The sequence below is a fragment of the Pseudarthrobacter albicanus genome (assembly GCF_018224015.1).
GTDB lineage: Bacteria > Actinomycetota > Actinomycetes > Actinomycetales > Micrococcaceae > Arthrobacter > Arthrobacter albicanus.
Map to the genome: position 1 here is coordinate 39,206 of NZ_JAGPOT010000014.1, position 24,905 is coordinate 64,110.

Below are 24,905 nucleotides of genomic sequence, written 5' to 3' on the forward strand. Positions count from 1 at the left end.
TTACCGGCGTGGCCGCTAAGCGGGGCTTTTCTACCCACCATGAGTGAACAGACAAAGGCGCAGCCAGTGAAAGTCAATGACAACGCCGAAGGCGTGGACCGTAAACTGACGAACTACGGTGACCCCGGCTTCAGCCGGTTCCTGCGCCGTGCCTTCCTTTCCTCAGCCGGGCTCGATACCGAGGACCTGAGCCGCCCCATTGTCGGCATCGTCAACACCGCGTCTGATTACACAACCTGCCACCGGGACATGCCCCAGCTGATTGAACACGTCAAACGCGGCGTCCTCGAAGCCGGGGGCCTGCCATTCGTGTTCCCTGTCATGTCCCTGGGCGAAATACTGACCAGCCCAACCACCATGCTCTTTCGAAACCTCATGGCTATGGAATTGGAAGAACAAATCCGCGCCCAGCCCATGGACTCGGTAGTTCTGCTGGGCGGATGCGACAAGACGGTGCCGGCCGAACTGATGGCCGCCGCCAGCGCAGATGTCCCGGCCATCGCCCTGGTGGTGGGCCCCATGTCCGTTGGATCGTACAAAGGAGAACGCCTCGGCGCATGCACCGACTGTCGGCGGATCTGGACGGATTACCGGGGCGGACAAATCGACGAGGCGTCCGTGGTGGAAGTGAACCAGGAACTCGCCCCGACCGCAGGTACCTGCATGGTGATGGGCACGGCCTCCACGATGGCCTGCTTGGCGGAGGCCCTGGGCATGTCGCTCCCTTTCGCCGGCACAGCTCCCGCTGTGTCTTCGCAACGGTTGAGACTGGCGGTTCAAACCGGTCGGCGGGCCGTGGAAATCGGAGCAGCTGACCGGCGGCCCTCGCACGTGATGACGGCAGGGGCATTCCACAACGCAATCACAGTGCTCGCAGCAATCGCCGGATCCACCAACGCCATCATCCACCTGACAGCCATCGCCCGGCGCCTGAATATCCGGATCGACCTAGATGAGTTCCACAACATCTTCTCCCAGGTCCCGCACCTGACCGACTGCAAGCCTGCTGGCAGCAATTACCTGCCGGACATGCACCGCGACGGCGGAGTACCGGCCCTCCTCAAAACCCTGGAACCCCTGCTTGACCTGAACGCCCTGACCATCACCGGTGAAAGCATGCGCGAATCCCTGCAGGACCAATCACCACCCCAAATATGGCAAGAGACCATCCGCACCCTCAGTCATCCGCTGGGACCGACAGGTTCGCTGGTTACCCTGACCGGGTCCCTAGCTCCTGGAGGCGCCGTCATCAAGGCGGCCGCCGCGTCAAAGCATCTCCTAGTCCACGAAGGAACAGCTTGCGTATTCGACTCCCTCCAAGACCTGGCCGAACGGCTCGATGACGAGACATTGGGCCTGACCGCGGACCACGTCTTGGTCCTGCGCAATATCGGTCCCGTCGGTGCCGGGATGCCCGAAGCCGGGGCGATTCCGATTCCTCAATACCTCGCCAGGGAAGGCGTCAGGGACATGGTAAGGATCTCCGACGGGCGCATGAGTGGAACAGCCTACGGAACTATTGTCTTGCACTGCGCCCCGGAGGCAGCTGCGGGTGGTCCGCTAGCACTCATACGCGACGGGGACAAGATCCGCCTCGACGTGCCCAACCGTGTAGTGGACCTTTTGGTTGAGCAGGCGGAACTCGACCGACGAAAGGCCGATTTTACTTCCCGGCCACTCCCCGAACGCGGCTGGCAACGGCTCCATGCGACCAGTGTTCTCCAAGCGTCGCAAGGAGCAGACCTGGACTTTCTGCAATAGCTGCAATAGCTGCAATAGCTGCAATAGCTGCAATAGCTGCAATAGCTGCAATAGCTGCAATAGCTGCAATAGCTGCAATAGCTGCAATAGCTGCAATAGCTGCAATAGAAGGATAATCTCATGGTCCTGATGGTTGATCATCCGGGAGCCGATTCTGTCACACCGATGTCAACAGTCCTGTGCACTAACTGCATTTTCTTCGGAAGCCGCCTGCGCCAGCCTGAACCACCGTCAGCAGTCGTCTGCGGTCCGCTCGAGTCACGACATTCGCCCATTGGCGATCTCAGCAAGGGATCCTTTGACAGGACGAAACGCAGCCGTCCTCACGTTCCTCAAATTGTCATTTTCAGTAGTAGTCTGCACGTCCATTCCGTTCCGTATGGGAATCCCCAATGGTGCACACCTTTCTGCCGGGCTTCCAGTTCCTCCCCGGCGTGCGTAGCCATCCTTGTCCAGACCGACGGGCGTGCCGCCTTGCTGCCTCGTCGCCCACGGTTGGCTTCCTGTCCGGATCGCTCGTCAACGATTGCCTGGATTCCGCGCCGACGAAGAATTTCCCTGTTCGCCCGGGTTAAGCACGCTTTATCGGCCAAGGCCCGGCCTGGAAGGGAACGGGCCTTCGCCGCCGCCAACCCTGGCCACCGTCAACGCCTCTTTCAGGAACTTCGAGTAATCACCCGCCTGGCCGGGATCGTCTGATCGCGTGGTCACCGGGAAGTTCTAGCAGTTCCTCTAACCAGCGTTCTGCTAGCCGGACCCCGGCTCTCCCATGGTTTGCCGGCAGGCGTCCCTGACTTTGGCGACCAGGGCTGAGTCAGTCATGTCGTTGCTGTAGATCAGGCTGACGCGGGAGATGGCGCTGGTGTCCTGGATGTCGAGGTAGGCAAGGCCGGGGATGGCGAAGGCGCGGAGGGATTCGGGGACGACCGCGATGCCGAGGTGGGCGGCGACCAGCCCGAGGATGGTGGGGAACTGGACGGCTTGCTGGGCGAGGTCGAAGTCGACGTCGGCGGCGTGAAGCAGTGCGGCGATGTGGTCGAAAAGCCGGGAGATCCGGTCCCGCGGGAAGGCAATGAACCTCTCCCCCTTCAGTTCGCCAAGCCCGACCGAGGTCCGGGCCGCCAGAGGGTGGTCTGTCGGGACGGCCACGACGAGGCGCTCGTTTTGCAGCAGCGTGGTGCCCAGGCCCGGCACGGTCCGGACTTCCCGGGCGATTCCGGCATCCAGGGCGCCGGCGGTGATGAGGTCGATCTGGGCGTCGGTGGTTTCCTCGCGAAGTTCGAGGTCGATGCCGGGCCATTGGGACCGGAGTTCCCGCACCACTGGTGGAAGAGCCGAAATGGCTGCCGAGGAGACGAAACCGAGACGGAGCTTGCCGATTTCGCCGTCGCGGGCCTGCCGGAGGGCCGCGGTCATGGCCCCGTACTGGCTGAGGACTTTGCGTGCGTGCGCCAGGAGCAGTTGTCCGTCGGCGGTGAGCTGCACGTTGCGGGAGTTGCGCACGAACAGCTGGGTCTTGCATTCCTCCTCGAGTTTGCGGATCTGCTGGCTCAGTGGTGGCTGGGCCATGTGCAGCCGCTCGGCGGCACGGTTAAAGTGCAGTTCTTCAGCCACTGCGACGAAAAGCTCCAGGCGACGAAGGTTCATGAGAACAAGACTAAACGCATATTGATTCTCGTCAAATAGATACTTCAGCAGATGGCTTTGCCGGTCTACCGTTGATCGTGAGGACAGTCACAGATCAACAAACACTAAGAGGTTCGAGAATGCCCGTCATGACCAAGCCCGTCAGCAGCTTCATCAACGGCAGTTGGGTTGAAGGAACCGGGAACACGACGTCCCGGTTCAACCCGTCGGCACCGGAGGAAGCGGTCACAACGTATCACCAGGCCGGCTCCGCGGAGCTGTCCCGGGCGATCCAGTCGGCCACTGACGCCGCTCCGGCATGGGACAGGCTGGGGATTCTGGCCCGGGGCCGGATTCTGTCGGCGGCGGCGGCACTGATCCGGGAACGGGCCGAGGAGATAGCCCGCGTCATGACGGCCGAGCACGGCAAGACCCTGGCGGAGTCCCGGCTGGAAGTCGACGCCTCCGCCGACACGTTCGACTACCACGCGGGCTCTGCCAGGAACCCTGTCGGCACCGAATACCCTTCCAGCCACCCCGAGGAGCGGATCCTCACCGTCCGGCGCCCGCTGGGCATCGTCGGTGTGATCACCCCGTGGAACTTCCCGCTGCAGATCCCCGCCTGGAAAATCGCCCCTGCACTGCTGCATGGCAACACGGTGGTCTGGAAGTCCGCCAGCAACACCCCCGGAGTATCGGTCCTGCTGATGGACATCCTGGCCGCGGCCGGTGTTCCGGCCGGCGTCGCGAACCTGCTCCTTGGCCCGGGTCCGCTGGGCTCTGAACTCGTTTCCCATCCGTCCGTGGCGGGCGTGACGTTTACCGGATCCGTTCCGGTGGGCCACCACATCCGCGGGATTGTCTGTGGACGGGGCGCGAAACTGCAGATGGAACTCGGCGGACACAACGCGACCCTCGTCCTGCCCGACGCCGACGTCGAACTGGCCGCGTCCAGCGCCGTCAACGCCGCGATGGGTTCCACCGGCCAGAAGTGCACGGCCACCCGCCGGATCATTCTGGTCGGCGACGGCCACGAGGCGTTCCTGGCCAAGGTAAAGGAGAAGGTCGCAGCCCTTGTCCTGGGCCCCGGCACCGACCCGTCGGTGCAGATCGGCCCCGTGGTTTCCGCCTCCGCCCGCGATGAAATCACCGCAGCGATCGAGACGGCCATCACCGAAGGCGGGGAAATTCTTGCCCAGGCCCCCGCGCCCGCCGCGGAGGGATACTACGTCCGGCCGACCGTACTGACCGGGCCTGCATCGATGACAATCTGCCGCGAAGAGGTCTTCGGGCCCGTGGTCACCATTCTCCGCGCAGCCACCCTGGAGGAAGCCATCGCGTTGGCGAACAACACCGACTTCGGCCTCACGGCCGCGGTGTTCACCAGCGACGAGCGCGCCGCCCGGCAGTGCGTGACCTACCTGGACGCCGGCCTCGTGAAGGTCAACGCTCCCTCGACCGGGTCCGAACTGCACGCCCCGTTCGGCGGGATGAAGGATTCAACCTTTGCCGGCCCCCGGGAACAGAACAGTACCGTCGCCGCGGCCTTCTTTACCCACGAAAAGACCGCATATCTCCGTCTGGCACCAGCGAAGGCATGATCATGACACTTCAGGACGAACGAACCGCACACGGGCTCCGGACCCCGGAGGAAGTGCTCTCTGGTACCGACATGAACGGCGCCTGGGCCACCCGGCACAGCTTTGCCCGCACCATGCTCCGCCGCGCCGCGGCCCAGGGATGGGCCGTGTCCAGGACCCGCCTGGATCTGGACGCCGATGCCCGGGGCACTGCCGTCTACACCGTCGACGCCGAAGGCCGGCAGCTGACTTTCATCGCTTTCTGCCGCACCCTGGAGGAAAGCGAACGCACCGACCGGGTCATCGCCGATGCCTGGGACGTTACCGCGGCACTCATCGAAGGAGACCTCACACCGGAGCGCGAAGCCGAACTGCGGCTCAATGTCCCCGTCCAGGAACGCGGCCGTGTCGACCCGGACACCATCATCCTGACCCGGGCGAACCGCAGCGCACGCTTCTTTGACTACGTCAGCGGCTGTTTGGCCTCCGGGGTCCAGCCCGACGTCGACTTCATCGGCCCCAGCCCGTACCTGATCCGCAGCACCGCGTTCTACGGCAACGGAAAATTCGGGCTCAAGGAATTCGCGGATATCCCCGCGGACCACCCGCTTGCCGTCCCCTACCGGTCCCAGATGCTCACCGCCTGGCTGCTGCGTGAACTGAGCATGGACATGGTGGAACACGTCGCCCGCGCAAAAGCCACGGCGGCCGGCACCACCGCGGTCCCCCTGGACCCGGAGTGGGGCAAATACCTGGGACTGGGCAACGCCACCGGGCTGGGCATGGTCCCGTTCGTGATCAACCACCCGGACTACCTGGACGCCTGGTGCCGGCTGCGGGAAACTCCCCTCGCCGCCGGCCTCGGCCGGGACTACGCCCCCGGGCACCCGGACCTTTCCCGCGTCGCGGAACTCCTCGTCAAGGCTGACCGCCACCTTGAAGAAAAACACGCCCTCCACACCGCCCCGTTCCTGCCCACCGACGCGATCCGGCCCCAGCTGCAGCAACTCCTGAGCGAGCTGCAGACCCACACGGCCTCCGCGACGGAACCCGCGCCGGTCCTGGCACGCCTCCACGACAGGGCAGCCAGCCTCAGCCCGGAGGCCCGGGGGATCTTTGCCTCCATCGTCATCGAACTCCGTACCGACTTCGACGAGGACGCCGAGTCCCTGCTCAGAGTTGACGGCGCCGCGCCGTTCGACGCGGCCATGCGCTGCTGGGAACTGAAGCAGTTACTGGAGACCAACTACGCCTGGGCCCGCGGCTACGACTTCACCGATCCGGAGCGGACGGGCTATTACTGGTTCTCCTCCGCAGCCAACGAAGAACCCCGCCGTGCACTGCGCACGGCCCGGGCCGCGGGCGCGGCCGAGCACTGCACAGACATCGCCCGCCGCATCAACGCCCTCGCCACGGACCTCGAGCGGTTCCCGGCCCACCGCAGCATCGCGGACTTCCTCCTGGCACACCCCGGCCACCGCTTCGCCGCGGCCCGGGTCCAGCAGACCCGGCCTTACCTCTACGGGGAGCTGCAGGACAACCTCATCGACACCGAGTTCCTGCCCCTGAGTACCCAGCGCTTCCAGCTGGCCAGTTACGGGATGAACAACTTCAGTCCACAGTCCACGGACTGGCTGCGCGTGACGTTGTTCAGCGGGGCCCCCCGCGCGGTGGATATCAACCACGGGACGGACGAGGACGACTGGCTCTTCCCGACGGCGCCGAAGGGGCCGGAACAATGAGCCTGCACGAGCAGCTGACCGTCGTGGACGGGCTGCAGATCAGCAACTGGAGCCGCCCCGTCCTGGAGGAACTGCGTACCGGCGGCGTCAGCGCGGTCAACGCGACCTGCGCTGTCTGGGAAAACGCCGCGGACACCCTCCGGTCCGTCGGTCAGTGGCTGGACCTCGTCAACCACAACCCGGACCTGGTGTTCCTCGCCGCCACCGGGGCAGACATCGACGCCGCGAAGCAGCAAAACAGGATCGCCGTGTTCCTGGGGTTCCAGAACGGCAGCCCGTTTGAAGACGACTACCGTTACGTTGAGCTCTTCCACCGGCTCGGCGTCCGGATCGCCCAGCTGACCTACAACAACCAGAATCTGATCGGCAGCGGCTGCTTCGAAGCCGACGATGCCGGCCTGACCCGCTACGGGCGGGTGATAGTGGAAGAGATGAACCGGGTCGGCATGCTCATCGACCTCTCCCACGTCGGATACCGGACCAGCCGCGACGCCATCGAAGCGTCCTCGGTGCCGGTCTCCGTCACCCACTCCAACCCGCTCTGGTTCTTTGACACCCCGCGGAACAAACCCCACGACGTCATCCAGCCCCTCGTGGACCGCGGCGGCGTCATCGGCTGCTGCGTCTACCCCACCGTCAGCGGCGGTGAACACGTCACCATCGAAAGCTTCTGCACCATGGTGGCGCGCATGGTGGACCAGTATGGTCCTGGCAGCGTCGGTATCGGCAGCGACTGCACCCGCGGCTGGGACCAGGAATTCGTCGGCTGGCTCCGCAACGGCCGCTGGCAACCCACCGACCCACAGAACACTCCCACCTGGCCCCTGTGGCCGGACTGGTTCACCGGCCCCCAGGACTTCCCCCGGCTCACCGACGGCCTCGCAGCCGCAGGCCTCACGGACCACACCATCGCCGCCGTAATGGGCGGCAACTGGGCCCGGCTGTTCACCCACGTCATGGACACCACAAAGGAACACGCGCATGTCTGACACCACCACCGGAGACGCCCCCGATCGCCAGCTGACGGACCGCACCATCGACGTCCAGCCCCGCGAAATCAAAGAAGCGGCCTTCCGTGCCCTCTGCGCCGCCGGCGCCGACCCCCTCGAAGCCCAGGAAGGAGCCCTCGCAGTCCTCCGCGCCGAAGCCGAAGAACACGCCGGCCTCCGCCTCCTCGAACAACTCCTGGACGCGGACTGGACGACACCCCTCCGGCCGGCAGCCGCCAGGGACGCGTCCTGGGCGGGAGGCACCCTGCGCGAGCTTGACTCCGCCGGACAGCCGCCCCTGCGGACCGCCCTCCAACTCCTCGACCTCGCAAGCGACACCCAAGACGGCGAGATATCCGTGACCCGCACACCGGCCCCCCGCATCCCGGGACTTCTCTGGAACGACCTGCTGCTCAGGCATACCGCTTCCCTGCGCCGCCGGATCGTCATCGCCACGGCCCATGCCGGGACGGCACCGGATGACGGAGACGCCACAGACTACCTCACCGTCCAGGACGGGGTGCTTTCGGCCACCCGGACCCTGGCGTCGGAGGCAGTCACGGCCCTCCTGCCCCAAACCAACGCGGACAGCACCGTCGTCATGGTCCTGCCCGAACCGGTCAACACAGATCCGGAAACAACCAACATCGCGCCCAAAGCGCTGAAAGTGCGGGAGAAACAATGGCAGAGCATGTACCGGCTGTCCCGGAAGTACCTGGTGCCGGACGCATGAGCGCGATCGCCCGGACCCAGTTCACCGACGGTAAACCGCGTCCCTACTCCGCCTCCGCAGCAACCGGCGGCATCATCTACCTGTGCGGGCAGATACCGGCCCGGGCAGACGGCACCGTCCCGGCCGACATCGCAGGCCAGGTGACCCAGGCGTTCGACAACCTCGAAGCCGCTCTCACAGAAGCAGGGTCCAGCCTGTCCCACCTGCTCAAGCTCACGGTCTTCCTGGCCGACCTTGACGAGTTTGATGACTACAACGCCGCTTACCTCACCAGGCTCAGCGGCCACCCCCTGCCTCCCAGGACCACCGTAGAGGTGGCCCGGTTCAGAGGCGAAAAACGCATCGAGATCGATGCGGTCGCAGCCGTAACAGCCTGACCGGACCACGGCCACGGATCTGTTGGGTTACCAACGTCGCTTTCCCTCTTCCCAGATCGGAACCACCATGCTTTCCCACGCAGCACCTGCGTCTCAAATGACCATCGATTCAGCGCCGCTGAACTCCTTCCACAAACGCCTCACCCTCTTCAGCTCAGGGGGCCCGTTCCTGGACGGATACATCCTGGCCATCATCGGCATCGCCCTGGTCCAGGTCATCCCGGCCTGGCAGATGAATGACTGGTGGAACGGTCTCATCGGCGCCTCCGCCCTGATCGGTGTCTTCCTCGGCGGGCTCGTTTTCGGCAACATCACCGACAAAATCGGGCGCAAGCTCATGTACACGATCGACCTCATGGCCATCATCGTGTTCTCCATCGCCCAGTTCTTCGTCCAGGAACCCTGGCAGCTGTTCGTCCTGCGGCTGCTCATCGGCATCGCCGTCGGAGCCGACTACCCCATCGCGACCGCCCTGGTCGCCGAATTCGTCCCCGCCACCTGGCGTGCCCGGCTCCTCGGCGGGCTGAACGCCATGTGGTTCGTCGGCGCCACCGTCGCCGCCTTCGTCGGCTACTGGCTCCTCTCCTTCGAAGACGGATGGCGCTGGATGCTGCTCTCCTCCGCCGTGCCCGCCGTCCTGATCCTCATCGCCCGGGCCACCATCCCCGAATCCCCCCACTGGCTCGTCGGCAAAGGCCGCCACCAGGAGGCCCTGGACATCCTGAAGAAAACCATCGGCGAAGGCGCCACCCTGGACGGCATCACCGCCCACGACCCCAACGCGGCCAAACTCAGCAGCGCCCAGGCCTTCAAACTGGTCCTGACCGGCGGCTACCTGCACCGGGTCATCTTCATCTCCATCTTCTGGACCTGCACCATCGTCACCCTGTTCTCCATCTACGCCTTCGGACCCCAGATCCTGGCCCTGTTCAACCTCCAGTCCGGCGACGAAGCCAACATCGGCTACGGCCTGATCAACCTCTTCTTCCTCGTCGGCAACGTCGTCGCCCTCCTCGTCGTGGACAAGCTCGGCCGCCGGCCCGTCCTGATCTGGGGCTTCATCCTCTCCGGCGTCGGGCTGCTGTTCCTGGCGCTCTTCCCGACCGCGCCCCTGGGCCTGATCGCACTGGCCTTCGCCTTCTACGCCATCTTCAACGGCGGCCCCTCGATCCTGGAATGGATCTACCCCAACGAACTCTTCCCCACCAAAGTCCGGGCCACCGCCGTCGGACTGTGCACCGGCACCAGCCGCATCGGCGCCGCCATCGGCACCTTCGCCACCCCGCTGGCCCTGACCCACCTCGGACTCTCCGGCACCATGTGGATCGCCGCCGGCATCGCCCTCCTCGGAGCCGCAGCCAGCTACTTCATGGCCCCCGAAACCAAAGGCCAGAACCTCGAAGAAGCAGCCGCCCTCCACGCCTGACACCGCTACCCACCCACCGCAGCGGGAGCACCCGTCCCTTCGGGGATGAGGGCTCCCGCCGCGGCGTCCGGCGGCTCCACCGCATCCGTGTCCGAAAGAAAGCCAGCCAGCAGGGTTCCCGGTCCATCCACCGGCCATAAAGTCCCCCACCGCCCCGCAGCCGCCCGACAAGCCCGCAAGACGCAGACAAGGAAACAACAATGAAGTTATCCGGCAACACCGATCATCCGACAGCCGGCCACGCTCGCTGGGCGGGCAGCCATCAGGACACGGCGGCCGGGCCCCTCGACCCGGAAGCGGGCGGACGATGACCCAGACCGCCATCGCACCACAGTCCGTCCCTGTTTCCGGGGGCGCCCGCGCGCGGAAGTCCGCAGGTCACGTCATTGTCGATTCCCTTCTCGCCCACGGGGTCCGGCGCGCCCATGTGGTACCCGGAGAGAGCTATCTCGATGTCCTGGACGGGCTGCACACCTCTCCGATCGAGACCATCGTCTGCCGTCACGAGGGCGGCGCCAGCTACATGGCAGAAGCCGACGGAAAGATGAACCAGCTGCCAGGTGTCGCCATGGTGACCCGGGGACCCGGCGCAGCAAACGCCCACGTCGGGCTGCACACGGCTTGGCAGGACTCCACCCCCATGGTGCTCTTCGTCGGCCTCATACCCTTCGCCCACCGGGACCGGGAAGCCTTCCAGGAATTCGACATCAAGGCCTGGTTCGACACCGGCGCCAAACGCGTCATGGTCCTCGACCACGCCGAACGCGCCTCAGAAATCGTGGCAGAAGCCTTCTTCGCCGCGATGAGCGGACGCCCCGGACCGGTCGTCATCGGGCTCCCCGAAGACGTCATCCTCGAACAGATCGCCCCGGAACTGCACCCGCCCATCCCCGTCGCCACCGGCGGAATGACCAACGCGGACACCGAAACACTCGTCGCGGCTCTGGCCGCCTCGACCAAGCCCTTGTTCGTGACCGGAGGGAACGACTGGACCCAGAAAGGTGCTAAACAGCTGACCAGGTGGCTGGAACAACACCACATCCCGGCCGCGGCCGAGTGGCGCACCGAAGGCACCGTCCCGTTCGATTCCCCCTCCTATGTCGGACCGATCGGCTACGGCCGGCCCCGGCCCACCTACGATCTGTTGGAGGAGACCGACCTGTTGGTCTTCGTCGGCACCGTCCCCGGCGACGTCATCACCGACGGGTTCCTCTGCCGCCAGGACTGGAACAAAACCAACTTCCTCGTCACCATGGACCCCTCCCTCCGCGGACGCTCCGGACCCGTCTCACGCCAGATCGTCGCCAAACCCGACGGGTTCATCCGGGACCTGGCCAGGATCGAACCCGAGGTCAAGCCCGAATGGAAGGCCTGGACCGCCCGAATGCGTGCCGAACAGGAATCCTTCGCCGCACTCCCGCCGGCCGGCCCCGGTGACGGCCAGGCCCGGATGGACACCCTGATGGCCAACCTCGTACCCACCCTGCCCCACGACGCGATGGTCACCTTCGGCGCCGGCGAACACACCAACTGGGCCCACCGGTACTTCCCCACCCGGGGCTACGCCTCGATGATCAGCGCCCGCAACGGATCCATGGGCTACTCCATCCCCTCCGCAATCGCAGCATCGCTGGCCTACCCGGGCCGCCGCGTGGTCACCATCGCCGGAGACGGCGAATTCCTCATGAACGGCCAGGAACTCGCCACCGCCGCCCAATACGGCGCAACCCCGCTGGTGATCGTCATGGACAACCAGGAATACGGGACCATCCGCACCCACCAGGAACGCCACTACCCGGACAGAGTCTCCGGCACCCAGCTCAAGAACCCGGACTTCGCCCTGATGGCCCGGGCCTTCGGCGGCTACGGCATCAAAGTCGACAACGACCAGGACGTCCCTGCAGCCATCACGGCGGCGCTGCAGGCCATCGATGAGGACAAGGTCTTCGCCCTCATCCACCTCATCGTCGAACAACGCGTCAAGGCCTACTAGGAAAATCCACAAGCTGTCCCCCGGATTCATCTGAACGAATGGAAAAATGAATGCCCGTCACCCCTGACGAAGAAAAAGCCCTGCTGGCCTCTGTTCCGACCGGCCTGCTGATCAACGGCCATTGGCGTCCGGCCGCGTCCGGGAAGACCTTCGACATCGAGGACCCGGCGACGGGCAAGGTGCTGCTGAGCATCGCCGACGCCGGCCCCGAGGACGGCGCCGCTGCCCTGGACGCCGCCGCCGCAGCACAGGAGTCCTGGGCGAAAGTCCCGGCCCGTGAGCGCGGCGAGATCCTGCGCCGGGCCTTCGAGCTGGTGACCGAGCGCGCCGAGGACTTCGCCCTGCTGATGACCCTGGAGATGGGCAAGCCGCTGGCCGAGGCCCGCGGCGAGGTCACCTACGGGGCGGAGTTCCTGCGCTGGTTCTCCGAGGAAGCCGTCCGCGCGTTCGGACGCTACTCCGTCTCCCCCGACGGGAAGTCCCGGCTGCTGGTGACCAAGAAGCCGGTGGGCCCCTGCCTGCTGATCACGCCGTGGAACTTCCCCCTGGCGATGGCCACCCGCAAAATCGCCCCGGCGGTCGCCGCCGGCTGCACGATGGTGCTCAAGTCCGCGAACCTGACCCCGCTGACCTCACAGCTGTTCGCCGCCGTCATGATGGAAGCCGGCCTGCCCGCCGGCGTCCTGAACCTGATCCCCACGTCCACCGCCGGTGCCACGACGGGTCCGCTGATCAAGGACTCCCGGCTCCGGAAGCTGTCCTTCACCGGTTCCACCGAGGTCGGCCGCCGGCTGCTCGCGGATGCCTCTGAGACCGTGCTGCGGACCTCGATGGAGCTGGGTGGGAACGCCCCGTTCGTCGTGTTCGAAGACGCCGACGTCGATGCCGCCGTCGCCGGGGCAATGCTGGCGAAGCTGCGGAACATGGGCGAGGCCTGCACCGCGGCCAACCGGTTCATCGTCCACGAGTCCGTCGCCGACGAGTTCGCGGAGAAGTTCGCAGCGAAGATGGCCGGCATGACCACAGCCCGCGGCACCGAGGCCGACTCCAAGGTAGGGCCGCTGATCGATGCGAAGAGCCGGGACAAAGTCCACGAGCTCGTCACCGACGCCGTGGCCTCCGGCGCTACGGCCGTGACCGGCGGCTCCGCCGTCGAAGGCCCGGGCTACTTCTACCAGCCGACCCTCCTCAAGGGCGTCACCGAGGGCACCCGGATCCTGTCAGAGGAAATCTTCGGCCCCGTGGCCCCGATCATCACCTTCGACACCGAGGATGAGGCCGTCAGGCTCGCGAACAACACCGAATACGGCCTGGTCGCCTACGTCTTCACGAAGGACCTGAACCGGGGGATCCGGATGGGCGAACGCCTCGAGACCGGCATGCTGGGCCTGAACGCCGGTGTGGTCTCGAACGCGGCCGCTCCGTTCGGCGGGGTCAAGCAGTCCGGTCTGGGCCGCGAAGGCGGCCTGGAGGGCATCGAGGAATACCTCTACACCCAGTACATCGGCATCAACAACCCCTACGCCGGCTAACTCCCCCGGGACCAGGACACGTTCCGACATTGAAAGTAGGTCAACGAATGACAACAGCACAAGCACCACTCGTTCTTGAGGTGATGACCGACGGGCCGGGGCAGCTTGACGCCCAACTCAATGCGGCGGTCGATGAAGCCCTTGAGATGGCCCTAGAAGGCAAACAATTCGGGATTCTCGTTACCCGGCACGATGACACAAAATTCACGGTTACCGTGAGCCACGAAGTGCCCTTCGGACAAACGATCGAGCGATCAGCCGGACCTTCGATCTAAGCATCATTTCCCTCAGCGGACGCAGCCATCTTCCCGTCCGCTTCCAGGACACTGACAACGATGGCGCGGCCCGTCGCCTTCAGCGATGACGGGCACTATGCCACCCTGCTTCGCCCGATGACCACGGCTTTATCGTTCGAGTCCGCCGCGTTCCAGCACCCGGCACTGGCGTGTTGGCCAGCCCTGCCGTCTGGGCGCCCATTCAGGCTGCTTAACGGGGACCCGCCAGTGTGTGGAGGGACCCCGTTTTTTAGCACGCCGGGGCAGCACTATTTGAGGGTGTATTTGATCAGGGCGTGCTTGTCGATCAGGTCCCAGTCCAGGTCGACACCGAGTCCTGGTTTGTCTGATGCCCGCACATCTCCGGCAGAATCAATGCGGATGGGGTCCAATGCGGCGAATTCCATCGGCTTTTGCGGCATGGCCTGCTCGAAGTACCGGCAGTTCGGGAACGCGAGCATCAGGTGCAGATTGGCTGCCTGTGAGAGGGTATAGCCCCAGGACTGCAATTCGACATTCATCGAATGAGCCCGAGCGGCTGACATGATGTGCCGGGTTCCGGTGATGCCACCGGCGAGTGTTGCATCAACCCGTGCGTGGTCCCAGCTCCCCATGGACATCCCGGTCTGAATCAGGCCAAGGGTCACCAGTTCGTTGCCAGCGGGAATGATTTCGATGTCCAGCTTGCTGCGCAGCCAGCGATACCCTTCCAGGTCGCTGTCCGGCAAGGGTGCCTCGAACCAGGTGTATCCGAGTTCTTGGAGCCGGCGTCCGACGCGCAGGGCGTCGTGCCTGTTGTAGCGTCCTTCCACGTCCAGCATCCAGGTGATATCCAGCCCGCCGAATTTTTCCGCGACGGCGTTGACGAGCTCCAGGTCCTTGTCCGGGTAGCACCAGGTGTGGAACTTGATTGCTTGGTACCCCTCGTCGAGGTACTGGGCAACCATGGTCAGGTATTCCTCGATGGTGTCGAAGAAGGGGGTGCTGGCATACGCCGGGATCGTATCCCGGTGTCCCCCCAGGAGCTGGTAGAGGGGGACATCGAATGCTTTTCCGGCCAAATCCCACAAGGCGATGTCCAGCGGTGCCAGCGAGAGCGGCAACATGGATGCGCACCTGTTGGACATCAGCCCGTGGAGTCGTTCCCGGTTCAGGGCGTTTTGACCGATGAGGACGCTTCCCACGTGTTCGATGGCCTTGCCCAAGGCCGTATCGACGCCACCTTCGGTCCATGAGATGGCCCCGCCGACGCCGAACGTATCGCCGGCGTTTATTCGCACCACGGTGTTGGTGATCTGCAGCTCGTCGTAGTGTGCCGAGGTCCGGTACCGTGCTTCGGGGTTTGTCAGGACGAACACGTCGACGGAGTCGATCGTGCTAGTCATGGCCTGGCTCCTAACGTCATCTCAACGCGGTACTTGGCAATGAGGTCTTCGTCCAGCTCGATGCCCAGGCCCGGCGTGTCCGGCACGGTGACTTTGCCGTTGGTCAGGACGATGGGATTGGTGACCAGGTCAAGGGAGAGCGGGCTGGTGCTTTGTGAGAATTCAATGAGTTCACCGTCCCGGATGCTGGCCAGGAACTGCACCGTAGCTGCCATGAGGATGCCGGTGCTGAATCCGTGCGGGACGAGTTGTGTGCTGTAGCGTGTGGCGACGTCGTGGATCTTTCGAATCTCGCTGATGCCGCCGCACCGGGTGATGTCCGGCTGGATGATGTCCGGTCGTGACTCGCGGATGAATTCGGTGAATTCGGCCACGGTGGACAGTCCTTCACCCCCGGAGATCCTGCTCTCCGATGATTCCGCCAGGCGCCGGAGCCCGAGGTGGTCATCGCTGGGGAGTGGTTCTTCGATCCAGTTGAGGTTAAACTCGCCCATCTGGTCGCATTGGGTTTTGGCGTAGCGGTAGTTCTTCCACCGGTAGACCAGGTCGATGGCAAGGTCGATGTTGTCACCTGCCGTATCCCGGACGACCTGCAGGACCTCGTGGTCATGGCTTGGATCGTTGCCAAACAGGCCTCCGCCCAACTTCAGGCTGGAGAACCCAGTCTCCAGCAGTCCCTCGACCAGAGATGCGTTGTCGGCGGGGTTGTCCCTGGGAATGAAGGTCCCGTAGGCGGCTATCTCGTCGCGGACCTTGCCGCCGAGCAGCGTGTGGATCGGCACGCCGTAGTGCTGTGATGCTATGTCCCACAGGGCTATGTCGATGGCGCTGATGGCATGAATGGCCGCGCCACGCCGCCCCATGTAGGAGGACTCGTCATACATTTTGTTCCACAGCCGGTCAATGTCGAGGGGGTTTTCCCCCAGCAGGACTTCCCGTAGTCCTCGACTTGTGGAATGAGAGGAAGGCGTCTCGATCAAGGCTTTGAGAACGGCCGGGGCGCTATCGGATTCACCGATGCCGATCAGGCCGGTATCGGTGTGGACCTTTACCAGGAAGGCGTCCTCGCCCCACTCGCACCGTTCACCGAAGGAAGGGATCCGAAGCCAGATCGCTTCGACGTCAATAATTTTCATGGTCAGCGGGTGCCTTCCGAGGGTGCTGGCTCTGCTGCGTGTTCCGGCTTCGTCGGGAGGATGAGGCCGGTTTTCGTGTCGATGCGGTCCGAATCCTGTCTCAACCACCGGATGAGGCCCCAGATTTGGGTGACCAGCAGGAAGAGGAACGGGATGGCTGTCAGGGTCAGCCCCGTTTTCAACGTGCCCAGGTTGGCGTTGATGGCAAGCATTGCCATCGGCACCGCCGCCAGCATAATGACCCAGAACAGTCGAAGGCTTCGTGACGGGTCCGTGCCGTTGGGGAGATTCTGGGTGCTGACGGCTGCCACCGTGTAGGACGTCGCATCCATGTGCGAGGCCAAAAAGACCAGCATGATCAGGAAGTACACGACGGAAAAGACGGTGCCAAAGGGCAAGGTGTTGAGCAGTTGGGCCACGGCGTTGTCCCCGCCGCTATCGGTCAGTACCTGTGGGGCGTTCACGGTTCCGTGGTTCATCTGGTTCATGGCGTAGCTGGAAAGAATGCCGAAGAAGAACATGATGCCGGCGGATCCGCCAACGATCAGTCCGATAACGGTCTGCCGGATGGTTCGTCCCTTGGAAACGCGGGTGATGAAGATGGCGACGCCGGGCAGGTAGGAAATCCAGTAGAGCCAATAGAAGACAGTCCAGTCGCGCGAGAAAGAGCTCCCGCCGTTGGGGTCCGTGAACAGGCTCATGTGGAGGAAGTTCTGGGCCTCCAGGCCGGCCGCATTAACGACGTTGGCCACGATGAATTCAGACGGACCGATCAGGAACACCACGGCGGCAAAGACGAACGCCGCCAGGACGGCCGTTTTGGCGAGCTTCTGCAATCCTTTGTCGATGCCAATGAAGGAGCTGAGTCCGAAGACTACGGTGGATAGGGTGAGGATGATGGCCTTGAGCCAAAAAGCGTTTTGGATGCCCATCAGTCCTGCCACACCGGCAGAGACGGTGTTGACCGTGACCGTGACCGTCAGGATCAGCCCGCCGAACGTGCCGAACAGGAACAAAAGATCGATGACGCGTCCGCCAATGCCGGCAGCTTTCACCTTCGGGATTACTGCTTCGACGTTTCCGGCGTAGCTGAGCCGTTTGCCCTTCCGAACGTGGATGTAATAGGCCATCGAGATTCCGGCGACCACATACATTGCCCACGGGATGGGACCCCAATGGAAGAAGGCATACGACATGCTGACGTCCAGGGCTTCCCGGGACTCAGGCGTGATATTGAGTCCGGGCGTTTGATAGTAATAAGCCCATTCCATGAAAGCCCAGTACATTGTGGCGGATCCGAGGCCGGCGGAAATGAACATGAACAGCCAGCTGGAAGTGGAATAGGCCGGCTTGCCTTCACCGAGTTTGATGCGCCCGAACTTGGATACGGCGAGCAGGACAGCTAAGAGGAAGCAGCCCAGCCCCAGTACCTGCACAGGGGCCCCGAAGATGCGCGTGGACCCGTCGAAGAGGATATTTGCAGAGGCTTGGGCCTCGTTGGGCCACAGCAGCAGGGCTGCCACGACTATGCCCACAACGATCACGGCCCCGACGACGAGCACCCTGTCAACCGTGGGTCTGTGCTTTTGGTTCTTGCTTGGCGCCTCAACGGCAGCCTGGGTTTCAATCACGATGTCTCCTTTGGCAGTGATTTGATACGTATGGGGTGTGACTACGCGGATTCATCGAGCAGACCCAGGTGGGGCTCGTTCGTCCCGATGATGTGGGCCGCGATCGCCTCACGGCTGGCCGCGACGTCTCCGGTCCGGAACACATCCACCAGGCGCTTGTGATCCTCAAGGAATTCCGAGAGCGCGCCGGTCCGTCCGGTTTGCATAGCGAAGTGCATCCTGATCCGTGGATGGATGGAATCCCAGATGCTTCGCGCGGAATCGGTCGGGCAGCCGTCGACAATGATCGCGTGGAACCGCATGTCAGCTTCGTTGAACGCGTTGATGTCCTTGTTGTAGATCGCCCGCTCCATTTCAACGAGAACACGTCCGAAGTCTTCAAACGTGTCCGCATCAAAAAGGGCAAGGCCCTCCGCGATGGCAAACTGCTCGATGTGAACACGAAGCGGCAACAGCAGCCCCTCAACTTCCGTTCTCGAAATCGAAGCGACTTCCGAACCCTTATACGGAGTGGAAATGATGAGACCCTGCAGCTCCAGGACCAACATCGTTTCCCGCACCACCGCCCGGCTCACCCCGTACTCATCGGCAAGATCCTGTTCGACGACGCGAGAGTGAGGAGAAAGATCGCCAGCCAGGATCTTGCGCCGAAGCTCCGTCGCGAGACGGTCCTTCATCGAGATTCTCTCCAACTTGCCCATGTTTCTACTCCCTCAAAACACTAACGGTCGATTGTCGACAATCTGACTATAGTGAGTATCCCCACATTTGGACAGCGGCAATCGTCACATCCACAATTCCTGGGGACGCATGACCTGACGCGGCTCACCGCGGCCGCGTCCGCTGCCGTCACGCACGCCGCTCCACCGAACCGCCGCCGAAGCAACCCGCCGCGACCATACGGGATGGAGCGGCGCTGGCCTGTTCCGAGATCAGGCCGGTGAACCTCTGCTGCTCGTCTTCGGGCAGGGTGTGGATTCGTCTGCCTGGGATGCGGTCCTGCGGCATTCAGCGCCCGGCACCGGGTGATCACGTTCGATCATCGGGGAACCGGGGCAAGTGACGAGGGGGAGGAACGCGCGTACAAAACGTGCTCGTTCGCCCGAGCCGCCTGTGCCGTTCTCGACTCTGCGGGAGTAACGTGTGCGCACGTCTACGGGCACTCGATGGGCGGGCGCGTCGCCCAATGGCTCGCCCTCGATGCCCCCACCCCGTTCGGCTCACATTTTAAGACGAGTGACGTCCGCAGACGACTTTGCGGACACGTGCGTCACGAACATCGAAGGGAGGCGCTATGCAGGCTTAGCCTGTGGAACATCGTGTGCACGTGCAGCCTGTGCCAGCTTGGCGGAGCCGAAATCCGAATAGTCCGCTGTCCCTGATTTTCCCCAGACGACCAGTATTTTTAGCGGCCCGTCGCCGGTATTGCGCAAATCGTGGGTCGTCCCAACACGGGCTAATACCGAATCTCCCGTAGCTACGTCGAAGGTCTCGTCATCGATACGCATGCGTCCGGCACCTTCGATGACGATATAGATCTCCTCCAGCGGGATGTCATTCTCAGTATGGGCATGCATACCTTCGAATCCGCCCGGGGGGAGTTCCCACGCCGGACTTTGTGGAGGGTATCCGTGCTGCGCTGGTCGATAAAGACAGAAAGCCTAACTGGGGAAGCAGCCAATTCATGGGATTGAGCCATCTGGGAAATTCTCGATGGCGCACGACGCTAACGCCGCCGTCCCACCTCTCACATCGCTCCTGACCAGTTACGGCTGACGAGGGGTACGCAGCTCAGCTGACGTCATCGCACTGCTTGGGAAGTCCGCTCGACTACACACACCTAATTAACACGGAGCCACCATGGTTAAGAAACAGCACGTCCGCGTCTACAAGAGCGAGGACAACCTGCCGAGCGAGGAACAGCTGCCTCACAAGATCACAGTCGTTGCGGCCGACCCGGTAGCCGTGACGGCTGACGTAACCGAAATGGTGATCAACCGCATCATCGACAACGCCTCTGTGGCCATTTCATCGCCGATTCGCTCCCCCATTGTGGCTGCCCGCGCCTAGGCCCTCATCCACCTTCGACGGACGGCAAGGGCTACAACGTGTTCGGCATCGGGGAGCAGATGTCGCCCGAGTGGGCGAATCAAGCAAACGGGGTTGCCGTGCGCGAGCTGGCCTGCTAGGACACATTCCTGGCAGCCGAGTACTCCCACCCCGGGGACTACATTCCGCCGATCCTCGCTGTGGCGCAGCACATCGGCTCAAGTGGCAAGGAGCTGGTCCGCGATATCACCACCGGCTACGAGCTTTAGGCCAACCTGGTGACGGCCGTCTGCCTGCACAGGAACAAGATGACCACGTTGCGCACCTGGGCCCCTCCACCGCGGCCGGCATCCCGGCCCGATCCGGCACCCGCAGATATACGGACAGGATGCGCCTCGGCGGGCAGCGGGCACAGCCAGCCCGCGTCGGCGGCCCTGCCAGGAGCTTGGTCCGTGGCAATGCCCACATTGTTGACCGGCGGTATCACCGTTCCCACGGCGGCACACCGGCACACCTCCCCTGCTCTGCAAACCGGCACCACAGCGGATGGCAGGAGCACACTACGGACAGTCCGAGACTGTAGCGGCGATGGATCCGGCGGACGGGGCCACCGTCTACTTACGCCGCGGCCCCCGGTCACCCCCCGCAATTCGAAAGGAATCTCAATGATGTTGTCAAGGACAAAGGTTGATTCCTGGGCCGTCCAGCCGGGACTATCTCATTAACGGTGTATCCGGCGGTTTCCTTTAGTAGTTTTCAGCTGCCGGGAATCGGTCGCTGAAGGTGATGGCGAAGGCGTTCAAAGCGGGCTTCCAACGCACGGCCCATCGGGTCCTGCCGGCACCGGTCGGATCGAGTGACCGGGTGACCAGATACAGGCACTTTAGCGCGGCCTGCTCGGTCGGGAAATGACCGCGTGCCTTCACCGCCCGCCGGTACCGGGCGTTGAGCGATTCGATGGCGTTGGTCGAGCAGATCACCCGCCGGATTTCCACGTCGTAATCCAGGAAGGGGATGAACTCCTCCCACGCGTTCTCCCACAACCGCACGATCGCGCCATACTTCTTGCCCCACCGCTCCGTGAGCTCCGCTAACGCCGTCCGGGCCGCCGCAGCATTCGGCGCCGTGTAGATCGGTTTCACGTCCCGTTTGAGCGCGTCCCAGTCCTTTTTCGAGGCCAGCCGGAAGGTGTTGCGGATCAGGTGGATGATGCACGTCTGCACCGTCGTCAGCGGCCAGACATTGCCCACCACCTCCGGCAGGCCCTTGAGTCCGTCGCAGACCAGGAAGAAGCTGTCTTTCACACCACGGTTCTTGATGTCGGTCAGCACGCTCATCCAGAACTTGGCGCCTTCACCGCCGGTCCCGGCCCACAGCCCCAGGATGTCCTTCTCCCCGTCCAGGGTGACGCCGATGGCAGCGTAAATCGGCCGGTTGGCCACCTGACCATCGCGGATCTTGACCACAATGGCATCAATGAAGATCGCCGCGTAGACCTCGTCCAGCGGCCGGTTCTGCCACTCATTCATCTCCTCGAGCACCCGGTCCGTGATCCGCGAGATGGTCTCCTTGGAAACGGACGCCCCGTAGATCTCGGCGAAGTGCGCACTGATCTCGCCGGTCGTCAGGCCTTTGGCGTAGAGCGAGAGGACCATCTCGTCCACCCCGGTCAGGCGGCGCTGGCGCTTGGGGACAATGACCGGCTCGAACGTGCCGTCGCGGTCCCGCGGAACGTCGATGCCCACCGGCCCGGTGGTCTCCGTCAGCACGGTCTTGGACCGGGTCCCGTTGCGGGCATTGCCGGTCTGCTTCCCGGCCACGTCGTGTTTCTCATAGCCAAGGTGTTCCGTGAGCTCCTCGTCCAACGCAGTCTCGATGACCGTCTTGGTCAGCTGTTTGAGCAACCCGCCAGGACCGGTCAGGGACAATCCCCGTTCCCGGGCCATCCTCACCAGCTCACGGGCGGCCTCAGCCTCGGAAGTTTCGTTCAGTTTCGCAGTGGTGTCCGCACTCTTCACGGCATCCAGTGTCACCGTCATAACCAGCTCATTCCTGCCAGGCACACCGCCTGGCGTGTCGAGCCGGATACACCGTTAATTCCACAGTCCCCCGGTCAAAGGTACGCGGCGTTGAAGCGACGGTGAAGTTCGAGACGGCGGATCCGCTGGGAGAAAATCTCAGTTCGGGATCCGCAGTTAGATTTCCGATCACTGTAATGGTGGTTTCGCCGGCCATGATGTGGACCTTCCTTAGGATGTGGTTGAGGGTGGTGGCGTCGATTTCGGAGGTGTCTTGCTCAGTGTCGTACCAGGGGGCTGCGGGGTCCGGTTCCACCAGGTAGGGGTCGATGAGGGGGACGTTGATGGTTCTGGAAGGGTTGGCTTCGAGTCCGAACCAGTCCCGTTCAGGGTCGAACCGGCGGGGCGTGAGAGCGAACCGGTCCTGCGGCGTGTTCATCAGGCCGCCTTGTGGCGCATGGCTGCCTGGACCAGCTTGTCGCGGCGGAGCCCGGCCCAGTGGTCTTCGTCATCGGAGTTGTTCACGACGACGGGGGCCTGGGAGTAGCCGAGTTCCTGGGTGATGTATTCCAGTGCTGCGGGTACTTCGGTGATGTCCACGGCCTGGTAGGTGATGCCCTTGGACTCGAAGTAGGCCTTCGTCTTGTCGCAGTTCGGGCAGGCCGGCTTGGTGTAAATGGTGTAATCGGCGGTTGAGGAAGTCATTTTCAGCACCTGGTTTCGTATCAAATGAGTTGCGTTCGTCTGGGTGACTTTCTACCTTAATTCTATTTTTCATATGAAAAACAATGGCTTTTGCCCTTATTTTCCGGGGTTTTGAGGCAATTTTTGCACATCGTTTGACCTATTTTGGGTGGCGCTGCCCTGCTGTCATTTTCAGCGGCCCAGGGGCGCTGCCGCGCCGTGAGGGTTGAAAATAGGGGCGTGGCCCTGCCATCGGCTGTCCCCTTACCCAGAATGGTTCAGGGGCCACGCTAGCCGGGTTCGCTACGCATTACTTGCCAACCCCATATCCATTACATCCATTAGATACAAAGGAGCTAATGGATACACCGGGCCTAGGCTTTGCGTCCTACGCCGATGCTTCCCGCGGGGGCGGGTGGGAACTCCTTGCCCTTGTTGTATGCCTTCTCCCGCTCGGAAGCGCGGGCAAGCGCTGCTTGAAGTAGGAAGTCGGAGAAAGACAGTTCCCTCTCCCCGGACGTTGTTGGGGTGTGGAACCACGCCCCGCGTATCCGTTCGATCACTTCCTCATCAGCCCACACGGCAGCCTTCTTCTTGACCTTTCCGGACGGGGCAGGCCCAGGTTTGCGGCGGGCGCTGGGAGCCTCGGTCTCGCCTCTGACAGCCTCACTCCCCCCTGTCTCTGGCACGAGGGCTGGCCGCGGTGCCGGGGCGAGCTGTGCAATTGCCGGAGCATCCTCCGTGTGCTCAATGGGGTGTGTCGCACCGAAGCTGCTGCGCTTAGGCGCGGGTCGGTTTGTTGCCATGATCTAGAGCCCTTCCGTGCTGCTGAAGTCGTGCTTGGGGAACGCTAATTCGAGGTGTCGCAGTAGATCGATTTTTTCCAGGGCACCGTAGTGGCGGGCGTAAAGCTCGTACGTTTCGCGCGCCAATTTCGCTTCAACCGTCCACTGGTCCAGGCCGTAAGCGGCCTCTTGCGCGTCCTGGATGAGGCTCCTCATTGGAACGTATGGCCCAATCATGGGCCAGGGGGTGCTTTCTTCGAGGTCGCGGACCCAGTTCCGGTGCCCGATGGTGTTCCGTACGCCGTTAACCACGATGCCGGCGACCGTCAGCAGTGGGTTGTAGTACTTCTGCACGCTGTCAAAGCTTTGCTGCAGCTGGCTCAGTCCATCAAGAGAGAACTTGCCCGGCTGCGTCATGACAATCGCGCGGTCCGCGGCTGTGAGGGCGTTGACAGTGTGGAGGTCAAGGCTGGGGGCACAATCAATGAGAATAAGGTCGTAATCCGCTCTGACTTTTTCGACGGCTTCACGGAGCCTGTACTCCCTTCCGTGCTCGGTATGCAGCTGCTTCGTTGCCTTGTTCGTGTTTTGGTTGCCCGGGATCACGGTTAGCGACGGCCAGATACCTTGAACCTCGACGTCCGCGATGTCCTCGCCCACCAGGATGTCCGCGAATGAGAGTTGGTCGGCGGCCACTTCGTCGGCCGCCAGGATGCCGGTGAGGCTCCCCTGCGCGTCGGCATCGATGACAAGCGTACGGCGAAGGTCATTGCTGGCCACGCGAGCCAAGTTAATGGTCTCGGTGGTCTTACCCACCCCGCCCTTTTGATTGATTACTGCGTAGATTGTGGCACTCAAAGTGTGTATCCAATCTGTCCAATAGATCCAACGTATCCATTAGAGCTAATAGCACTAATGTCCCTATTGGATACGTTGGGTCTGGTATCCAATGTATCCAAACTATCTTATGTATCCATACGCTACAACCTATCCAATGGATACATTGGATAGGTCAAGCGCTCTGGACACCCTGGAGCAGAGCGACGCGTTCCCGCCAGCCCATCGCCGGCGGGCGCGGGGGTTGAGGACCAACGCTCGGGAAAGTCACGTTAGTGATTGGTCTTCCTTAATTTGGCGGCAATTTTGTTCTTGAGCATGTCGATTCTGTTGTCACCAGGGTTTT

The 24,905-nt window shown here is 63.2% G+C and carries 22 protein-coding genes and 2 pseudogenes; 13 read left to right on the forward strand and 11 right to left on the reverse strand.

What is annotated here, in order from left to right:
- Nucleotides 1-39: 39 nt before the first annotated feature.
- Nucleotides 40-1,761, forward strand: a complete 1,722-nt coding sequence (locus J9611_RS05140) for a dihydroxy-acid dehydratase (protein WP_211878286.1) — start codon at nucleotides 40-42, stop codon at nucleotides 1,759-1,761.
- A gap of 747 nt (nucleotides 1,762-2,508) precedes the next feature.
- On the opposite strand, the gene J9611_RS05145 is transcribed toward J9611_RS05140, so the two are convergent.
- A complete protein-coding gene (locus J9611_RS05145) occupies nucleotides 2,509-3,408 on the reverse strand; it encodes a LysR family transcriptional regulator (RefSeq protein ID WP_211878288.1) in 900 nt (299 codons plus the stop codon).
- A gap of 128 nt (nucleotides 3,409-3,536) precedes the next feature.
- Here J9611_RS05145 and J9611_RS05150 point away from each other — a divergent pair, with 128 nt between their 5' ends.
- From J9611_RS05150 to J9611_RS05190, 9 genes are all read left to right on the forward strand, one after another.
- On the forward strand, nucleotides 3,537-4,988 hold the full coding sequence (locus J9611_RS05150) for an aldehyde dehydrogenase family protein (RefSeq protein WP_211878291.1): 1,452 nt from the start codon (nucleotides 3,537-3,539) through the stop codon (nucleotides 4,986-4,988).
- A gap of 2 nt (nucleotides 4,989-4,990) precedes the next feature.
- Nucleotides 4,991-6,709, forward strand: coding sequence for a hypothetical protein (locus J9611_RS05155; RefSeq protein ID WP_246527396.1), 1,719 nt, complete (start codon nucleotides 4,991-4,993; stop codon nucleotides 6,707-6,709).
- The gene (locus J9611_RS05160; protein ID WP_211878293.1) at nucleotides 6,706-7,698 is read left to right on the forward strand and encodes a membrane dipeptidase; all 993 of its coding nucleotides are present in this window, start codon (nucleotides 6,706-6,708) and stop codon (nucleotides 7,696-7,698) included. The genes J9611_RS05155 and J9611_RS05160 overlap by 4 nt, the downstream gene beginning before the upstream one ends.
- Nucleotides 7,691-8,431, forward strand: coding sequence for a hypothetical protein (locus tag J9611_RS05165; RefSeq protein WP_211878295.1), 741 nt, complete (start codon nucleotides 7,691-7,693; stop codon nucleotides 8,429-8,431). The genes J9611_RS05160 and J9611_RS05165 overlap by 8 nt, the downstream gene beginning before the upstream one ends.
- Nucleotides 8,428-8,808, forward strand: a complete 381-nt coding sequence (locus J9611_RS05170; protein ID WP_211878297.1) for a RidA family protein — start codon at nucleotides 8,428-8,430, stop codon at nucleotides 8,806-8,808. The genes J9611_RS05165 and J9611_RS05170 overlap by 4 nt, the downstream gene beginning before the upstream one ends.
- Before the next feature lie 97 nt (nucleotides 8,809-8,905).
- Complete coding sequence (locus J9611_RS05175) at nucleotides 8,906-10,234, forward strand: MFS transporter (protein WP_211878299.1); 1,329 nt, start codon at nucleotides 8,906-8,908, stop codon at nucleotides 10,232-10,234.
- A 307-nt stretch (nucleotides 10,235-10,541) separates the two neighbouring features.
- Complete coding sequence (locus tag J9611_RS05180) at nucleotides 10,542-12,227, forward strand: thiamine pyrophosphate-dependent enzyme (protein ID WP_211878301.1); 1,686 nt, start codon at nucleotides 10,542-10,544, stop codon at nucleotides 12,225-12,227.
- A gap of 50 nt (nucleotides 12,228-12,277) precedes the next feature.
- Entirely contained in the window at nucleotides 12,278-13,759 is a 1,482-nt protein-coding gene (locus tag J9611_RS05185; protein ID WP_211878303.1) for an NAD-dependent succinate-semialdehyde dehydrogenase, read from the forward strand.
- 47 nt (nucleotides 13,760-13,806) lie between these two features.
- On the forward strand, nucleotides 13,807-14,034 hold the full coding sequence (locus J9611_RS05190; RefSeq protein ID WP_246527397.1) for a hypothetical protein: 228 nt from the start codon (nucleotides 13,807-13,809) through the stop codon (nucleotides 14,032-14,034).
- A 269-nt stretch (nucleotides 14,035-14,303) separates the two neighbouring features.
- Here J9611_RS05190 and J9611_RS05195 read toward each other — a convergent pair whose 3' ends face one another.
- The 4 genes from J9611_RS05195 to J9611_RS05210 are packed head-to-tail and all read right to left on the reverse strand — an operon-like array spanning nucleotide 14,304 to nucleotide 18,887.
- Nucleotides 14,304-15,419: an enolase C-terminal domain-like protein gene (locus J9611_RS05195; RefSeq protein ID WP_211878305.1), complete on the reverse strand. Its 1,116-nt coding sequence runs from the start codon at nucleotides 15,417-15,419 to the stop codon at nucleotides 14,304-14,306.
- The gene (locus J9611_RS05200; protein WP_211878307.1) at nucleotides 15,416-16,555 is read right to left on the reverse strand and encodes a mandelate racemase/muconate lactonizing enzyme family protein; all 1,140 of its coding nucleotides are present in this window, start codon (nucleotides 16,553-16,555) and stop codon (nucleotides 15,416-15,418) included. The genes J9611_RS05195 and J9611_RS05200 overlap by 4 nt, the downstream gene beginning before the upstream one ends.
- A gap of 2 nt (nucleotides 16,556-16,557) precedes the next feature.
- A complete protein-coding gene (locus J9611_RS05205; RefSeq protein WP_211878308.1) occupies nucleotides 16,558-18,186 on the reverse strand; it encodes a BCCT family transporter in 1,629 nt (542 codons plus the stop codon).
- A gap of 41 nt (nucleotides 18,187-18,227) precedes the next feature.
- Nucleotides 18,228-18,887: a GntR family transcriptional regulator gene (locus J9611_RS05210; RefSeq protein WP_211878310.1), complete on the reverse strand. Its 660-nt coding sequence runs from the start codon at nucleotides 18,885-18,887 to the stop codon at nucleotides 18,228-18,230.
- A 285-nt stretch (nucleotides 18,888-19,172) separates the two neighbouring features.
- Between J9611_RS05210 and J9611_RS05215 the strand changes: the two genes are divergently transcribed.
- Entirely contained in the window at nucleotides 19,173-19,568 is a 396-nt protein-coding gene (locus J9611_RS05215; protein ID WP_211878356.1) for an alpha/beta fold hydrolase, read from the forward strand.
- On the opposite strand, the pseudogene J9611_RS05220 reads toward J9611_RS05215, so the two are convergent.
- Nucleotides 19,479-19,781: pseudogene (locus J9611_RS05220) on the reverse strand (cupin domain-containing protein); the annotation flags it as partial. The gene J9611_RS05215 and the pseudogene J9611_RS05220 overlap by 90 nt on opposite strands.
- Nucleotides 19,782-19,804: 23 nt before the next feature.
- Between J9611_RS05220 and J9611_RS22690 the strand changes: the two are divergent.
- Both J9611_RS22690 and J9611_RS05230 read left to right on the forward strand, forming a co-directional pair.
- The gene (locus tag J9611_RS22690; protein ID WP_211878314.1) at nucleotides 19,805-19,948 is read left to right on the forward strand and encodes a hypothetical protein; all 144 of its coding nucleotides are present in this window, start codon (nucleotides 19,805-19,807) and stop codon (nucleotides 19,946-19,948) included.
- Nucleotides 19,949-20,046: 98 nt separating this feature from the next.
- Nucleotides 20,047-20,587, forward strand: a pseudogene (locus J9611_RS05230) (MmgE/PrpD family protein); the annotation flags it as partial.
- A 394-nt stretch (nucleotides 20,588-20,981) separates the two neighbouring features.
- On the opposite strand, the gene J9611_RS05235 reads toward J9611_RS05230, so the two are convergent.
- The 5 genes from J9611_RS05235 to J9611_RS05255 all read right to left on the reverse strand — a co-directional run bounded on the left by J9611_RS05235 (nucleotide 20,982) and on the right by J9611_RS05255 (nucleotide 24,580).
- Nucleotides 20,982-22,274: an IS256 family transposase gene (locus J9611_RS05235; RefSeq protein ID WP_211878316.1), complete on the reverse strand. Its 1,293-nt coding sequence runs from the start codon at nucleotides 22,272-22,274 to the stop codon at nucleotides 20,982-20,984.
- 7 nt (nucleotides 22,275-22,281) lie between these two features.
- On the reverse strand, nucleotides 22,282-22,692 hold the full coding sequence (locus J9611_RS21715; RefSeq protein ID WP_246527398.1) for a single-stranded DNA-binding protein: 411 nt from the start codon (nucleotides 22,690-22,692) through the stop codon (nucleotides 22,282-22,284).
- Nucleotides 22,692-22,958: a glutaredoxin family protein gene (locus J9611_RS05245; protein WP_211878318.1), complete on the reverse strand. Its 267-nt coding sequence runs from the start codon at nucleotides 22,956-22,958 to the stop codon at nucleotides 22,692-22,694. The genes J9611_RS21715 and J9611_RS05245 overlap by 1 nt, the downstream gene beginning before the upstream one ends.
- A 353-nt stretch (nucleotides 22,959-23,311) precedes the next feature.
- Entirely contained in the window at nucleotides 23,312-23,743 is a 432-nt protein-coding gene (locus tag J9611_RS22910; RefSeq protein ID WP_211878320.1) for a ParB family protein, read from the reverse strand.
- Nucleotides 23,744-23,746: 3 nt separating this feature from the next.
- Nucleotides 23,747-24,580, reverse strand: coding sequence for a ParA family protein (locus J9611_RS05255; protein WP_211878323.1), 834 nt, complete (start codon nucleotides 24,578-24,580; stop codon nucleotides 23,747-23,749).
- Nucleotides 24,581-24,905 lie beyond the last annotated feature (325 nt).

What these genes read in the sequence shown, in the direction of transcription:
- J9611_RS05190 (WP_246527397.1), top strand. Translation starts at nt 13,807, where the DNA reads ATGACAACAGCACAAGCACCACTCGTTCTTGAGGTGATGACCGACGGG.
- J9611_RS05155 (WP_246527396.1), top strand. Translation starts at nt 4,991, where the DNA reads ATGACACTTCAGGACGAACGAACCGCACACGGGCTCCGGACCCCGGAG.
- J9611_RS05185 (WP_211878303.1), top strand. Translation starts at nt 12,278, where the DNA reads ATGCCCGTCACCCCTGACGAAGAAAAAGCCCTGCTGGCCTCTGTTCCG.
- J9611_RS22910 (WP_211878320.1), bottom strand. Translation starts at nt 23,743, where the DNA reads ATGGCAACAAACCGACCCGCGCCTAAGCGCAGCAGCTTCGGTGCGACA.
- J9611_RS05180 (WP_211878301.1), top strand. Translation starts at nt 10,542, where the DNA reads ATGACCCAGACCGCCATCGCACCACAGTCCGTCCCTGTTTCCGGGGGC.
- J9611_RS05140 (WP_211878286.1), top strand. Translation starts at nt 40, where the DNA reads ATGAGTGAACAGACAAAGGCGCAGCCAGTGAAAGTCAATGACAACGCC.
- J9611_RS05245 (WP_211878318.1), bottom strand. Translation starts at nt 22,958, where the DNA reads ATGACTTCCTCAACCGCCGATTACACCATTTACACCAAGCCGGCCTGC.
- J9611_RS05150 (WP_211878291.1), top strand. Translation starts at nt 3,537, where the DNA reads ATGACCAAGCCCGTCAGCAGCTTCATCAACGGCAGTTGGGTTGAAGGA.
- J9611_RS05175 (WP_211878299.1), top strand. Translation starts at nt 8,906, where the DNA reads ATGACCATCGATTCAGCGCCGCTGAACTCCTTCCACAAACGCCTCACC.
- J9611_RS05235 (WP_211878316.1), bottom strand. Translation starts at nt 22,274, where the DNA reads ATGACGGTGACACTGGATGCCGTGAAGAGTGCGGACACCACTGCGAAA.
- J9611_RS21715 (WP_246527398.1), bottom strand. Translation starts at nt 22,692, where the DNA reads ATGAACACGCCGCAGGACCGGTTCGCTCTCACGCCCCGCCGGTTCGAC.
- J9611_RS05160 (WP_211878293.1), top strand. Translation starts at nt 6,706, where the DNA reads ATGAGCCTGCACGAGCAGCTGACCGTCGTGGACGGGCTGCAGATCAGC.
- J9611_RS05165 (WP_211878295.1), top strand. Translation starts at nt 7,691, where the DNA reads ATGTCTGACACCACCACCGGAGACGCCCCCGATCGCCAGCTGACGGAC.
- J9611_RS05200 (WP_211878307.1), bottom strand. Translation starts at nt 16,555, where the DNA reads ATGAAAATTATTGACGTCGAAGCGATCTGGCTTCGGATCCCTTCCTTC.
- J9611_RS05170 (WP_211878297.1), top strand. Translation starts at nt 8,428, where the DNA reads ATGAGCGCGATCGCCCGGACCCAGTTCACCGACGGTAAACCGCGTCCC.
- J9611_RS05195 (WP_211878305.1), bottom strand. Translation starts at nt 15,419, where the DNA reads ATGACTAGCACGATCGACTCCGTCGACGTGTTCGTCCTGACAAACCCC.
- J9611_RS05210 (WP_211878310.1), bottom strand. Translation starts at nt 18,887, where the DNA reads ATGGGCAAGTTGGAGAGAATCTCGATGAAGGACCGTCTCGCGACGGAG.
- J9611_RS05145 (WP_211878288.1), bottom strand. Translation starts at nt 3,408, where the DNA reads ATGAACCTTCGTCGCCTGGAGCTTTTCGTCGCAGTGGCTGAAGAACTG.